Origin of the sequence: Acinetobacter sp. YH12255 (assembly GCF_013417355.1) — a bacterium.
In the GTDB taxonomy this organism is placed as follows: Bacteria; Pseudomonadota; Gammaproteobacteria; order Pseudomonadales; family Moraxellaceae; genus Acinetobacter; species Acinetobacter pseudolwoffii.
Genome location: NZ_VPEC01000050.1, coordinates 1 through 14,137, shown reverse-complemented (window position 1 = coordinate 14,137; position 14,137 = coordinate 1). Strand labels below are relative to the sequence as shown.

Here is a 14,137-nt window from a genome sequence, read left to right as displayed (position 1 = left end):
AAATTCATGCACGTGTAGCAGTCCTCAACAGATTTACGGAATTAGGTCGACCACTTACCCAAGTTACGCCTTAAATTTGGCTCAATTAGGGGCGCTTTGCATTTCAAATCTTTGTGCAACAAAGCCGTGCTAAACTATTATCGAGGTTGATACGGCCGATTGCACGAATTGTATTTGCTGCTGCAAATGCACTGCCTGCCGCTCCTCCTGTAACTTCTGGAGCAGAAGCATTTACAAAGCCACGACCCGCAAAGTTTGATGGGATTGCTTTATCGTAACCAATACCTGCAATCACTTTTTTATTGTCATACACTACAGAAGCAGAGAAAGCATCGCCTAAACCACGTCCAGCAACTTTTGAAGCACCCTTGCCTTTAGCAATACCGCTTGCTTCACCTGTCGCAAGAAGAGCAGTTGCCTTAAGATCACCATTGGCAACTTTAAATGCTGGAGTTTCATAAACTACGACATTATCAATACGGTTTTCACCAGTAAGAATCCCGCCTATATCTGCTTTGTTGTCCACATAGTTATTAAAGGTGTCGACTACAGATGATAGCTGTTTAACTGGAGTATCAATTTTACCCACTTTAATTGCACCTAATTGTGCATCTTTTAAGCCCACAAAAAGATTACGTGGAACAAAAGTATCTGAATCCTCTGCACCATCATCTACATTAATCGTAAATTCAGCTTGGTAAAGTGCATTTAAACGATCTGTTAATTTTTCTTCACCTTTTAAGCCCACAAATGAACTGTTCGAATTCAGTTCTACGACATCACGGTCACCATTCACATTATCTTCAGGTAAGTAATCTGCAGATACGTCAATCTCACCATAGAATGTTGGTGCTGCGAAAGTAGTCCCCGCCACAAGGCTGAATGCGATTGCTGTTGCTAACTTAGTTTTCATTAAAATATTCCCTGTTTAAAATTTATGTTTAAATCAAATTGAAACAAATGTTACAACGTGGAAACATATTACAGAATTATTAAATAAGTATTTAGATATTCTTTTTAATACTTTAGGTTAATATTTAATCAAACCATTGATTGTGTATAAGTTTTAGACTTTTTCTTGAGTTCCCGTCCATCTGAATATGGGAATCAAGCAAAAAATTGCCACGATCACGATGAGATTCAGATAGTCCTGATAGCCTAAAGCATCTCCCAAAATACCACTCAGGCTATACAATCCCCCACTTACCGTGGCCATGAGTGCCACCTGAAAGGTAAAATCTGTCCCTGCCAGATGTTTACGGCTGTATTGCATGACCAAGGTCAACATGACCACCAGAAGCATGGCAGAAATCATATCTTCAGCGGCATTGATCAGATAAATGATCCAATTTTCTACTTTGTTTTGGGTTTCATACTGGGCAGCCAGCCAGGCGTAAGCCATCACGCTGAATATTTTTAAAATCGAGAAAATAATCAAACTCCGGCGGCGAGAGCAGTATTTCAGGCACCAGCCAGCCAGCCCGGCTCCCATCAGGGCAGCCAAGGCGCCGAGCATGGTGACATACAGACCAATCTGGCTAAAACTCAGTCCGAGATCCACCATTAAGGGTTTTAACAAAGGCCCGGATAAACCATCGGCGATTTTAAAGGTCAGTAAAACTAGTAGCCACCTAGCCAAGGCCGAATCTGACCAGAAGTATCGAAAATAGGTTTTGATATTGCGGAGTGCAGGCTGTGCGGTCGCTTGCATGCTGATTTTTGCGTGCTCAGGTTCTTTGTAAAATAAAATGGGTAAAGTATTCAAAAAGACCAGAGCCGCCAATAAGAGAAAGGTCGCTTGCCATTGCAGTAGATCCAGCAACCATAATATTGCCCCACCACCGACAATGAATCCTAGTCGTGAACCGATGACCTGAAAGGTATTACCCCAATGCTGCTGTTCATTTTTCAAAATATTGACGGCCAGTGCATCTGTGGCAATATCCTGTGTCGCGCCAATGCCGTTCATCAACAACAGGGTGATAAAAAACAGTAGTAAATACAGCGGTTGATTCAAGGCCTGAATCGGTAGAAATGAAAGTCCAATCAATACAGCAACCGACAGCCATTGCAAGGGAATAATCCAGCTGCGGTAATGACCTCTGGATCTCGATCCATAATGATCGACCCAAGGTGCCCAAAATATTTTGATCGACCAGGGCAGCATCAACAGACCAAAACCACCAATATGCGCCAGTGATACCCCTTCATCCCGCAGAATGACCGGTAAGGCATGCGTCATAAACCCGACCGGAAGCCCCTGTGCCCAATACAGCGAAAACAGTAAAATATAGGTATTCCGCATATTCAGGGCAAGTCCTTCAGGTAAAAATGCTCAACAGCATTCAAGATGCTATACATTTTGCCAATGATCCAGATTTTACAACAGTCTAATATGATCAAAAATAAAGAAAAATAAGTTTCAGGAAGAGACTTTAAGCATGACCAAAAAGCACTTTCCAGAATTACCTCCCTTGGTGCCCAGTCGAGGCAATCGACTCAGCCGTTATTTTTTTAAACGGATCTTTTTAGTGCAGGGGTGGCAGCTTGAAGGTGAGTTTCCCAATTTACCAAAAGCCGTTGCGATTATTTCTCCACATACGTCCAATATTGATGCCTGGCATGGTTTTATTGCACTCTTAGCTATCGGGTTAAAGGTCACTATTTTTGGTAAAAACAGCCTGTTCCATACCCCATTAAAGCCCTTACTTGAATGGGTTGGGGTGATTCCGGTGGTTCGGGATAGTCCACAAGGTCATACTCAGCAGATCGTGGAAATCATCAAGCGAAAACCCCAGATTTGGGTCGGTATGGCACCCGAAGGTTCACGTAAAGCGCCAGAAAAAATCCGCAGTGGTTTTTATCATATTGCCGATCAGGCCGGCCTGCCTATTGTCATGCTGGCTTTTGATTATGATATTAAAACCATTCATATTCTGGGTGTCTATCAGCCGACGGGCGATTATGAACATGATCTGGTGCAGATTTATGCACATTATCAAGGCAAGATTTCGGCAAAAAATCCGGACTGGATTGCCCGGCCTTTACAAAAGCTGTTGAAAAAAGACTAGGCAAAATCCTGTTTTTTTGCTCTGATAGCCTATATTTTAATGATTTAGTGATCATTTCCTACAATGAAATTAGCGTCTTATGCTCTGATTGGCTGTCTTGGCCTCAGTCTGGCTGCATGTGATAAAGCCAGTAAAACCACACCGACTCCTACACCACTTCAGGCCCGCGAACCCGTGATTGCAATTGCCCTCGGTGGTGGCGGTGCCAAAGGTTTTGCCCATATTGGCGTCATTAAAGTGCTCGAATCACACGGCATCAAACCGAAGATTGTCACCGGCACCAGTGCCGGCAGTTTTGTCGGCAGCCTGTATGCCAGCGGCAAATCCCCTTATCAGTTACAGCAGATTGCCCTGAATTTTAAAGAATCCGATATCCGCGATTTAACCTTGAACCGACAAGGGATTATTGCCGGACAAAAATTGCAGAATTTCGTCAATAAAAATGTGGCGAACAAACCGATTGAACAATTCCCAATTCGTTTTGCTGCAGTTGCCACTCGCCTGGACAATGGGCGTAAAGCTGACTTTATTAAAGGCAATGCCGGACAGGCGGTGCGTGCTTCCTGTAGTATTCCGAATGTATTTGTGCCTGCCGTGATTGGCGGCATCAAATATGTCGATGGCGGTCTGATTAGCCCAATTCCGGTCAAGACCGCCAAAGATATGGGAGCAGACATTGTCATTGCCGTGGATATTTCTGCCCGTCCGGATGGTAATAAAGCCTTGAATATGTGGGGCGTACTGGATCAGACCCTAAATATTATGGGACAGCAAAGCATTAATGAAGAGTTGAGTCAGGCCACTGTGGTGATTCAGCCCAAAGTCGGCCATATCGGTACTTTGGACCTGAAAGCCAGCAATGCCACCATTCTGGAAGGTGAAAAGGCGGCTCAGCTGAAAATCCGTACTATTGAAAAAGCTATTAGCAACTTTAAGCAGTCGCCAGCGGCATTTAAACCGCCCCGTCAGGCAAAATTTTGATGCATGAATTTTTTATATTCATCTGCTGCCGCATCTGCTACATTGAAGATCAATCATATAAAGATGATGATTAATTAAATACTTAGCGATATAGGTCACGATATGGAATTAGTTCTTGAACCTTGGCACTGGTTTGTATTAGGCATCCTTCTGATTCTGTCGGAATTACTGCTGCCCGCATTTGCTGCCCTGTGGTTCGGGATCGGTGCCATCATGGTTGGCGTCCTGTACTGGATGTTCCCGATGATGGGACTGACCACCCAGCTCCTGACCTGGATCGTTCTTTCTGTTCTGTGTACGCTGCTCTGGTTCAAGTTTATCAAGCCACTTTCCATTGACAAGACCAAAGCCGGTCTATCGCGTGAAGCGACCATTGGTCAGGTGGGCATGGTGATTCAGACTAATCTGGATCATGGGCAAATCCGGGTGCGCTTTCCGATGCCAGTTTTAGGTTCGGATGAATGGGAATGTCGTACTCTGGATCAGGTTCAGGTCGGTGACCGTGTTCGCGTCGTGGATATTCTGGGGAATGATCTGGTGGTTCAACCCCACAGCACACATTATCAAAATGAAAAAGGTGAATAAGATATGTCTGGTGGAACTATAATTGTTATCGCATTTTTGGCCTTTGTGGCGATTACAATTTTTAAAGGGGTACGTATTGTCCCGCAAGGTTATAAATGGATCGCACAACGCTTGGGCAAATACCATACGACGCTGAATCCGGGTCTGAATTTTGTCATTCCGTATATTGATGAAGTGGCTTATAAAGTCACCACCAAAGATATTGTGCTGGATATTCCTTCACAGGAAGTGATTACCCGTGATAATGCCGTGTTACTCATGAATGCGGTGGCCTATATCAACCTGACCACACCTGAAAAAGCGGTCTACGGCATTGAAAACTATTCTTGGGCAATTCAAAACCTGGTACAAACCTCATTACGTTCGATTGTCGGTGAAATGGATCTGGATGATGCACTATCATCACGTGATCATATTAAAGCACGTTTAAAATCCAGTATTTCCGATGATATCTCGGACTGGGGTATCACGCTTAAAACCGTTGAAATTCAAGATATTAAACCGTCAGTCACCATGCAAACCGCGATGGAAGAACAGGCCGCTGCTGAACGTCAACGTCGTGCAACCGTGACCAAAGCGGATGGTGAAAAACAGGCTGCCATTCTGGAAGCGGATGGTCGTCTGGAAGCATCGCGCCGTGATGCAGAAGCACAGGTGGTTCTGGCTGAATCTTCACAACGTGCGATTGATATGGTGACTTCGGCAATTGGTAGTAATGAGATTCCGGTTGCCTATTTACTCGGTGAGCAATATATCAAGGCCATGCAAGATATGGCCAAATCACCAAATGCCAAAACGGTGGTCTTGCCTGCAGACGTGCTGAACACGATTCGAGGCGTGATGGGTCGTCCGCCTCAGTAAAAATTTTCATTTTCAAATCCATAGGCAGCGTATTCGCTGCCTATTTTTCGTTTAAACACGAAAATCTCAGCAAAGATTTGGAATTTATGCTTAAATTTCGCGTTATTTTTTGAAATCCTTTGGGCTTTGATGCCAGATCTGTGTTTCGCCACAGCATTTATCATCAACATAAGTCCTTATTCGATTACTGTCCAACTCGAAAATGGATACCGTATGAGCTCCCTAAATCCAACGTTAATTACCTTTCTTTTTTATATTGTCGCCATGGTGGTGATCGGCCTGATGGCTTATCGTGCGACCACAAACTTTTCCGATTACATTTTAGGGGGCCGTCGTTTAGGTAGTTTTGTTACTGCACTTTCCGCTGGGGCTTCCGATATGAGTGGCTGGCTGCTGATGGGCCTGCCCGGTGCAATTTATCTTTCCGGTTTGTCGGAAATGTGGATTGCCATTGGTCTGATTATTGGTGCCTGGTTAAACTGGTTGCTGGTGGCTGGCCGTTTACGGGTACATACGGAAGTTCAGCACAATGCCCTGACCCTTCCAGATTATTTTTCCAATCGTTTTAACGACCAGAAGAAAATTTTACGTATTGTATCGGCTTTTGTGATTCTGATTTTCTTTGCGATTTACTGTGCCTCAGGCATGGTAGCAGGTGCGCGCCTGTTCGAAAGCATGTTTGAAATGTCCTACACGACGGCGCTCTGGATCAGTGCCATTGCCACCATCAGTTATGTATTTATTGGCGGTTTTCTGGCAGTCAGCTGGACCGATACCATTCAGGCCGGCCTGATGATCTTTGCGCTGTTGCTCACGCCAATTGTGACCCTATTGACCTTCTCTGATATGTCTCAGGTCACTCTGGCGCTTGAAACGGCACGTCCACAGGCCATGAATCTGGTCGGTGACTTAAGTACGGTGGCTATCCTGTCGCTACTGGCATGGGGCTTGGGTTATTTTGGTCAGCCACATATTCTGGTGCGCTTTATGGCGGCAGATTCAGTCAAGTCAATTCCAAATGCACGCCGTATTGGTATGACCTGGATGATCCTGTGCTTAGCTGGTGCCGTGGCTGCCGGTTTCTTTGGTATTGCTTATTTCCAGCAACATCCGGAACTGGCCAGTGTGGTGAATGCCAATCCTGAAACTGTATTTATGGAATTGACCAAAATTCTGTTCAACCCATGGATTGCCGGTATTGTCCTGGCTGCGATTTTGGCTGCGGTAATGAGTACTTTAAGCTGTCAGCTTCTAGTCTGCTCAAGTACGCTGACAGAGGATTTTTATAAATCCTTCCTGCGCAAAAATGCATCTCAAAAAGAACTGGTTTGGGTTGGCCGTTTTATGGTGCTGCTGATTGCCCTGCTGGCAATCTGGATGGCGGGTAATCCTGAATCGAAAGTGCTGGGTCTGGTCGCTTATGCCTGGGCCGGTTTTGGTGCTGCATTTGGCCCGCTGATCATTCTGTCCCTGTTCTGGAAACGCATGACTTTGAATGGTGCCTTGGCAGGTATGATTATGGGTGCAGTGATGGTGATTTTATGGAAAAACCTGTTCGCAGCAACAGGTGTCTATGAAATTATCCCGGGCTTTATCTGCTCATTCATTGCCATCATTGTAGTGAGCTTGATGGGTAAAGTACCTACGGCTGAAATTACCGATCGTTTTGAACAGGCTGAACGTCTGTATAACGAAACCAAATAAAATTAACGATCAAAAAAAGCGGACTTTAAAGTCCGCTTTTTTAATACCTGAACAATCACTCAAAATAAAACAATGAACAGATTCAAGCCATTTTAATTTTTACGCTGAAGTAAAAACTGGGTGATAGAGATCAGCTCTGCCGCCTGATCATCAAAATGAGCAAGTGCGGCTAAGGCCTGATCATGCAATTGCTGTGCATAGGCTTTGGCCTGTTCCAGCCCCATCAAGGCAGGATATGTCGATTTTTCTACCTGCTCATCCTTGCCAGCTGTTTTACCCAACACTTCGGTATCAGAAATAATATCCAGAATATCGTCCTGCACCTGGAAGGCCAGACCAATCGCCTGTCCAAACTCACGCAGCTTTGGAATCGCCAGATCTGTACCTTCAAAGATTGTGACCGCCGCCATCATGATCGCAGCACTCATCAAGGCACCGGTTTTATTACGATGAATGGTTTCTAATACGTCCTGATCAATTTTTTTGCCTTCGGACTGCAAATCCAACACCTGACCATTGACCATTTTCGAAGAGGCTGTGGCCAGAATCTGCATTTGTTTTAGCACAATCGAAGCATCTACCGCAGGACCTTGATCAAACAGACGACTGCCTAAAATTTCAAAGGCCATCGACTGTAGAATATCACCTGCCAAAAGCGCGGTATCTTCACCATAAGCCACATGACAGGTCGGCTGACCACGGCGCAGCAAATCATTGTCCATACACGGCAGATCATCATGTGCCAGTGAATAACAATGGATAAATTCAATCGCAACCGCCGCACGGCGTACCGCCGCGGTATTCTGATTCGGTTTTAGTGCTGCTGTGGCATAGCATAATGCTGGACGAACACGCTTCCCTCCCAGCATCACGGCATGATGCACCGCCGACTTTAAAGGTTCAGGAATGGCAAAGGCATCTAGGGCTGTCAGTAAATCTTGTTGAATACGATGTTGTGCTTGAGTCAATGCATGGATTGATACGTCAGTAATAGATGACACATTTGCCTCGAATACATAGTCCGGAAGGATGAAAATAACAAGTTTGAGCCACTTGTCCTGATAAGCACTATTGTACCTACAATCGCCTTGAATTTTCAGCTTTATCTGTGGATTGATTTAAAGCAGCAATAGATATCAAAATATGTTCCGCCGATAAAACCACTGCCGCGACAGCGCTACTGTCCCAGAGTTGAAGTGCTTGGATTTATCAAGTGCCTGTGGCAGAGATGCCACACATTGCCCATCACCACAGGACGTCGTGTATGGGCAATAAGAGACCTTTGCCTACCTTGGGTCTTTCCAAAGTAGGATTTCACCTGCACAAATCCATTTAAACTTTTAAAGGAAAGATGAGGCTGGACAATATCTACCTCTAAATATAAACAAGTTTAGATATTTAAACGTATTCTCTGATAGCTTTTATTACTTCCTACCATGCCAACGATAGCTGAGTCAAAATTTTGGCCAGTAATGGTCACAACAGTAATTTTCTCAGGCTAAATAATGGGTCGGCAAATCAAACTAGAGCAAAACATCTTCAGGAACGCGTACCCAACCTTCCATCAACACACGTGCACTGCGACTCATGATGGCTTTTTTCACTTTCCACTCTCCATTTTCCTGACTTGCTTGTGCGCCTACTCTTAAAGTCCCCGAAGGATGGCCAAAACGCACGGCTTCACGCTCTACACCGCCTGCCACCCGATTCACCAGAGTCCCCGGAATGGCTGCCGCCGTACCAATTGCCACCGCAGCTGTGCCCATCATGGCATGATGCAGTTTCCCCATAGACAAGGCACGAACCAGAATATCGGCATCTGCTTCGGCAACCACCTTGCCACTTGATGAGGTATAAGTTTTGGATGGCGCTACAAAAGCGATTTTTGGGGTGTGCTGACGGTTAGCTGCTTCGCTAATGTCCTGAATCAATCCCATCTGCTTCGCAGCATAAGCACGAATGGTTTCAAACTTTGCCAGCGCTGCCGCATCATTATTCATATGATCCTGAAGCTCGGTGCCGTTATAACCCAAATCTCCCGCATTCAAAAACACGGTGGGAATGCCGGCATTAATCATGGTGACTTCAAAACTGCCAATATTGGGAACTTCCAGCGTATCGACCAGATTACCTGTCGGAAACATCGAACCGCCTTCGCCATCATCATCGGCAGGATCTAAAAACTCGATCTGTACTTCGGCTGCCGGAAAAGTCACGCCATCCAGTTCAAAATCGCCCAACTCCTGAACTTGACCATTTCGCATTGGTACATGCGCAATAATGGTTTTTTGAATATTGGCCTGCCAGATGCGGACTGTACACAGCCCATTTTCCGGAATACGTGATCTATCAATCAGAGCATTAGAAATGGCAAAAGCTCCCACTGCTGCGGTGAGATTACCGCAATTACCACTCCAGTCCACAAAAGGACGGTCAATTGACACCTGACCAAATAAATAATCTACATCATGATCGGCCTGCTGGCTTTTTGACAGAATCACGGTCTTGCTGGTACTGGAACTGGCGCCGCCCATACCATCGATCTGTTTAGCATAAGGATCTGGGCTACCAATCACGCGCAGCAGAAGCTGATCACGAATCCGGCCGGCCTGTTGTGCTTCTGCGGGCAAATCATCCAGCTTAAAAAAAACGCCTTTACTGGTGCCTCCACGCATATAGGTTGCAGGAATCTTGATTTGGGCTGCAAAACTCATGAATTGTTTCATCCTTTGGCTTGTCTTTGTTTTGGTAAAAGTTATGGAATACTTATGAGAAGAGTATAATCGCTTTAAAGCCAAGGAAGTTCAGTGCTCCGACCTAAGTATAAAAAATCAGCATTCGTATCAGAGCAAAAAAACAGGAAACTCATCAGTTACAATGTCAATAAAATTAATATATTGATTCAGTTATCTTTTATTTAATTTATTTTTATAATTTTTTATTATAAATCTGATAATAATATTTCATTCAAAGTCTTGCACTAGGTTTCTGAACTTTGTTCCATTACAATCTTTATACTTATTTTTTCCATTGTCGGGCTGAACACTTTGAATAACGAGTCTTCACAACTTCAGCGTGGCTTAAAGAACCGTCATATTCAGTTGATCGCCATGGGCGGTGCAATTGGCACAGGCTTATTCTTAGGTTCCGCACAGGTGATCCAATCTGCGGGTCCTTCTATTATTTTGGGCTATGCCATTGGTGGCTTGATTGCATTTTTAATCATGCGTCAATTGGGTGAGATGATTGTTCATGAACCTGTCGCAGGTTCATTCAGCCATTTTGCTTATAAATACTGGGGCAAGTTCCCCGGTTTCCTTGCGGGCTGGAACTACTGGATTTTATATATCCTGGTGGCCATGACCGAACTTACTGCCGTTGCGAAATATATTAACTATTGGTGGCCTTTTATTCCAGCTTGGGCATCGGTACTGTTTTTCTTTATCGTGATTACCCTGGTCAACCTCGGCAATGTAAAATTCTACGGTGAATCAGAATTCTGGCTCTCAATCATTAAAGTGACTGCGGTCGTTTCCATGATTGTCTTTGGCTTGTACCTGATCCTGACTGCAGATGCATCATCAGCTGCATCGTTTAGCAACTTATGGACTGCAGGTGGCTTCTTCCCGAATGGCTTTGAAGGTTTATTCTTCATGCTGGCCTTCCTGATGTTTGCCTTCGGTGGGATTGAACTGATCGGTATGGCAGCAGCAGAAGCTGAAAATCCAGAGAAGACCATTCCGAAAGCGATTAATCAGGTGGTGTTCCGTATTCTGATTTTCTATGTCGGTGCATTAACGATTCTGTTATCACTGGTGCCTTGGAATCAGCTGGAACTGGGTGGTCTGGATAAAAGTCCGTTTGTGATGATTTTCAGTCAATTGGGTATTGGCTGGGCTGCACACTTACTGAACTTTATTATTCTTACAGCTGCACTGTCAGTTTATAACAGTGGTATGTACGCCAACAGCCGGATGCTGTATGGTTTAGCACAGCAAGGAAATGCACCTAAAGTCTTCATGAAAGTGAATAAGCAAGGTACGCCAATTCCTGCGGTATTGTTCTCTGCCGCGCTGATTTTCGGCTGTGTACTACTCAACTACTTTGTGCCTGAAGATGCCTTAAGTCATCTGATTTACATCGTAGTCGGTGCATTGGTATTGAATTGGGCCATGATCACCCTGACTCATCTGAAATTTATTCAAAGCATGAAAAAGCTCGGACAGAAAACTTCGTTCCCTGCGCTGTGGTCACCTGCAAGCAACATATTGGTACTGGGCTTTATTGCAACTATTCTTTATATCATGTGGACACAAGGTTTCCAGGAATCGGTTTATATGATTCCAGTCTGGATTGTGGTCATGTTAGGCCTGTTTAAGTTGCTTAAACCGAAAAATAGCTAATCACGTTATTTAAATGAGATTTGAAAAAGTTATTGCTGCGGCAATAACTTTTTTTTTGCTTTATTTTGCAGTACATTAACCGTTCTTTGCGCCCTTAGCTTAACTGGATAGAGCAGTTGCCTCCTAAGTGACCGGCGTGGGTTCGAGTCCCGCAGGGCGCGCATTATTAAATACGTGATTTATTTAACAAAACATCTAATGAATTATTTAAATACTTATTATTTTTTTATTTCCTCCCTTTTCCTTTCCTAAATCTATGATAGTTATAACTAAATAAATATTAACCAGCGTTTTCCCCACTCATTATTAGATCTTTTACTCTATTCAGCTGCTTTTTTATGCTTTATTTTCACTCTAGAGCATTTACTCTTATTTTAATTGTGGTATTTTTGACACATGGAGTAACAAATGATTGCGGTTGAGTAACCGAAGTCTCCAAAAATTAAATAAGTGCAAACAACAACGCTAGATATAAATTTGTACCTCAAGGAAAGACGTAAATGAAATTAAAAACATTAACTACTGCAATGATTCTTGCAACTGTACCAATGACGGGTGCTTTTGCTGCTGCAATGGACCGTTCAGGCCAATCTATTGCAGCCTTCCTGCAACCGGGTAATTACTTTGAAGCAGGTATCTCTGTATTAGATCCTTCTGTATCAGGTACTACAGCTAATACCCCACTAACATTAGGCCCTGGTGCAAATCAGGCTACAGGTGACATGGCTAGTGATTATTACTTCCCATCAGCTGCATTAAAGTTCCAAGTTACTGATAATTTTTCTTTTGGTCTTCTGTATGATCGCCCTTTTGGTGCTGAGGCAGAGTATTCAGCACCTAATGCTGGTCTCACAGCATTTTCTGATTTAGGTGAAGGTACTTCAGCAGAAGTTACTACAGAAAATTTAACTGCTATTTTTGGTTTCCAACCGACTGAAAATTGGAACATTTACGCTGGTCCTGTTTACCAACAAGCAAAAGGCAATGTATCACTACGCGGTACTGCATATTCAGCATTAAGCGGATATGATGCAACTATGAAAAAAGATGGTGCTACAGGTTGGTTAGCAGGTCTGGCTTACCAAATTCCTGAAATCGCATTGAAAGCTTCTTTAACATATCGTTCTGAAATTGAACATGATTTAAAATCAAATGAAGATCTAGCTGGTAATCCACTAAATGTCGCGCTAGGTGTTGGTTTAGCAGGTAATCCAGCCGAATTCCCTACATTTGCTGCTGGCACAACTAATGTCACAACGCCTCAATCTGTAAATTTAGACTTACAGTCGGGTATTATGGCTGATACTGTTGCTTTCTTGAATGTGCGTTGGGTAAATTGGGACGGCATGGCAATCCGTCCAGCTCAATTTGGACAAGCTTTAGATGCGGCGGCAGCGTTAGCATCAACTCTACCAGCACAAGATCCTCGTTCTGCCTTAGCGGCTTTAGCAGGTGGAAACCTAGTTGAATACAACAAAGATCAATGGTCCGCAACTGGTGGCGTAGGTCGCAAATTCAGTGAAAAATGGGCAGGTAATGTCTCTGTAGGTTGGGACTCAGGTGCAGGTAATCCAATTACTACGCTTGGTCCAACAGAAGGCTACTGGAACGTAGGCTTAGGTTTACAATACAGCCCTGCTCCAAACTACTTCATCGCTGGTGGTCTGAAATACTTCTGGTTGGGTGATGCAACAGCACTTACAGTGGCGAACCCTAATGTAGGTGAATTTGAAGATAACAATGCCATCGCATATGGCTTGAAAATGGGCTACCGCTTCTAAGCACTAATTGAATAAAAAACCACTTTCGGGTGGTTTTTTATTTTTTAAATTTTAATTTTATACACTTGCATATCATTCGATTATTTTACCATCAATTAAAATTAATAAAGTTTTAGTTCTTTTACACTATTTTCAATAATTTAAATTTCCTATTTTTCATACACTTGAGTTAATAAAATTAGTATAAAAACTCTAAGCAAGCTCTTTCCTTAACCGCCTTAGTTCATTTCTTCAACAGAGCTGAGTATTTACTCTTTTTAAAATTATGTTACTTTTCCAGCACATTTTTGTTACAGATGGCATCAGGGAACGTACCATGAAGCTTAATAAAGTTTATTTAGCTATTTTACTTAGCACTTTACCTCTCTCTGCTGTTCAGGCAGCAGGCCTAGACCGCTCTGGTCAGTCCATTTCTGCTTTTTTACAGCCGGGTAATTATGCGGAAGCCGGTATTTCTGTTTTAGATCCAACTGTAAAAGGTTCTTCTACAGTAACTGGTTTAGAAGGCGAAAAAATTAGTGATATGGGTGAAGACTATTACTTCCCATCTGCAGCCATTAAAGTACAAGCGACCGATAAAATTTCACTAGGCTTGATTTATGATCAACCATTTGGTGCTGATGCAAAGGGCTTTGTTGCACAAACCTATCTGTAAAGGCTTTTTCAGCGATATAATTTTCAAATGAAGAAGCCTACACACAAAATCTACCGCACAACCAATTGGCCCGCATATAACCGAGCACTCATGAGT

10 protein-coding genes, 1 tRNA gene and 2 pseudogenes are annotated in these 14,137 nt (G+C 43.6%); 9 read left to right on the top strand and 4 right to left on the bottom strand.

What is annotated here, in order from left to right; genetic code table 11:
• Nucleotides 1–127: 127 nt before the first annotated feature.
• Nucleotides 128–913: pseudogene (locus FTV30_RS13920) on the bottom strand (porin); the annotation flags it as partial.
• A gap of 153 nt (nt 914–1,066) precedes the next feature.
• A complete protein-coding gene (locus FTV30_RS13915; protein ID WP_180001792.1) occupies nt 1,067–2,305 on the bottom strand; it encodes an MFS transporter in 1,239 nt (412 codons plus the stop codon).
• Between the two features lie 136 nt (nt 2,306–2,441).
• Here FTV30_RS13915 and FTV30_RS13910 point away from each other — a divergent pair, with 136 nt between their 5' ends.
• The 5 genes from FTV30_RS13910 (at nt 2,442) to putP (ending at nt 7,202) form a co-directional block, all read left to right on the top strand.
• On the top strand, nt 2,442–3,071 hold the full coding sequence (locus tag FTV30_RS13910; RefSeq protein WP_100357282.1) for a 1-acyl-sn-glycerol-3-phosphate acyltransferase: 630 nt from the start codon (nt 2,442–2,444) through the stop codon (nt 3,069–3,071).
• Nucleotides 3,072–3,134: 63 nt separating this feature from the next.
• Nucleotides 3,135–4,052, top strand: coding sequence for a patatin-like phospholipase family protein (locus FTV30_RS13905; RefSeq protein ID WP_100357283.1), 918 nt, complete (start codon nt 3,135–3,137; stop codon nt 4,050–4,052).
• A gap of 102 nt (nt 4,053–4,154) precedes the next feature.
• The gene (locus tag FTV30_RS13900; protein ID WP_100355312.1) at nt 4,155–4,637 is read left to right on the top strand and encodes an NfeD family protein; all 483 of its coding nucleotides are present in this window, start codon (nt 4,155–4,157) and stop codon (nt 4,635–4,637) included.
• A gap of 3 nt (nt 4,638–4,640) precedes the next feature.
• Nucleotides 4,641–5,498, top strand: a complete 858-nt coding sequence (locus FTV30_RS13895; protein WP_005096199.1) for an SPFH domain-containing protein — start codon at nt 4,641–4,643, stop codon at nt 5,496–5,498.
• Between the two features lie 213 nt (nt 5,499–5,711).
• Nucleotides 5,712–7,202, top strand: a complete 1,491-nt coding sequence (putP, locus tag FTV30_RS13890) for a sodium/proline symporter PutP (RefSeq protein ID WP_005096195.1) — start codon at nt 5,712–5,714, stop codon at nt 7,200–7,202.
• A 92-nt stretch (nt 7,203–7,294) separates the two neighbouring features.
• Here the strand turns inward: putP and FTV30_RS13885 are convergent, their stop codons facing one another.
• Complete coding sequence (locus FTV30_RS13885) at nt 7,295–8,203, bottom strand: polyprenyl synthetase family protein (protein WP_005096193.1); 909 nt, start codon at nt 8,201–8,203, stop codon at nt 7,295–7,297.
• 522 nt (nt 8,204–8,725) lie between these two features.
• Nucleotides 8,726–9,916 carry a 2-methylaconitate cis-trans isomerase PrpF gene (prpF, locus tag FTV30_RS13880; RefSeq protein WP_100357284.1) on the bottom strand — a complete coding sequence of 397 codons (1,191 nt, stop codon included), beginning with the start codon at nt 9,914–9,916 and terminating at the stop codon, nt 8,726–8,728.
• Between the two features lie 333 nt (nt 9,917–10,249).
• On the opposite strand from prpF, the gene FTV30_RS13875 reads away from it, so the two are divergent.
• The 4 genes and pseudogenes from FTV30_RS13875 to FTV30_RS13860 form a co-directional block, all read left to right on the top strand.
• A complete protein-coding gene (locus FTV30_RS13875; protein ID WP_180001791.1) occupies nt 10,250–11,605 on the top strand; it encodes an amino acid permease in 1,356 nt (451 codons plus the stop codon).
• A gap of 88 nt (nt 11,606–11,693) precedes the next feature.
• Nucleotides 11,694–11,766: transfer RNA gene (locus FTV30_RS13870), tRNA-Arg, on the top strand.
• Nucleotides 11,767–12,105: 339 nt separating this feature from the next.
• The gene (locus tag FTV30_RS13865) at nt 12,106–13,386 is read left to right on the top strand and encodes an OmpP1/FadL family transporter (RefSeq protein ID WP_180001790.1); all 1,281 of its coding nucleotides are present in this window, start codon (nt 12,106–12,108) and stop codon (nt 13,384–13,386) included.
• 316 nt (nt 13,387–13,702) lie between these two features.
• Nucleotides 13,703–14,014, top strand: a pseudogene (locus tag FTV30_RS13860) (transporter); the annotation flags it as partial.
• Between the last annotated feature and the right edge of the window lie 123 nt (nt 14,015–14,137).

Excerpts from the sequence above, each read along its gene's own strand:
- FTV30_RS13895 (WP_005096199.1), top strand. The coding sequence starts at position 4,641 with ATGTCTGGTGGAACTATAATTGTTATCGCATTTTTGGCCTTTGTGGCG.
- FTV30_RS13900 (WP_100355312.1), top strand. The coding sequence starts at position 4,155 with ATGGAATTAGTTCTTGAACCTTGGCACTGGTTTGTATTAGGCATCCTT.
- prpF (WP_100357284.1), bottom strand. The coding sequence starts at position 9,916 with ATGAGTTTTGCAGCCCAAATCAAGATTCCTGCAACCTATATGCGTGGA.
- FTV30_RS13915 (WP_180001792.1), bottom strand. The coding sequence starts at position 2,305 with ATGCGGAATACCTATATTTTACTGTTTTCGCTGTATTGGGCACAGGGG.
- FTV30_RS13865 (WP_180001790.1), top strand. The coding sequence starts at position 12,106 with ATGAAATTAAAAACATTAACTACTGCAATGATTCTTGCAACTGTACCA.
- FTV30_RS13905 (WP_100357283.1), top strand. The coding sequence starts at position 3,135 with ATGAAATTAGCGTCTTATGCTCTGATTGGCTGTCTTGGCCTCAGTCTG.
- FTV30_RS13910 (WP_100357282.1), top strand. The coding sequence starts at position 2,442 with ATGACCAAAAAGCACTTTCCAGAATTACCTCCCTTGGTGCCCAGTCGA.
- putP (WP_005096195.1), top strand. The coding sequence starts at position 5,712 with ATGAGCTCCCTAAATCCAACGTTAATTACCTTTCTTTTTTATATTGTC.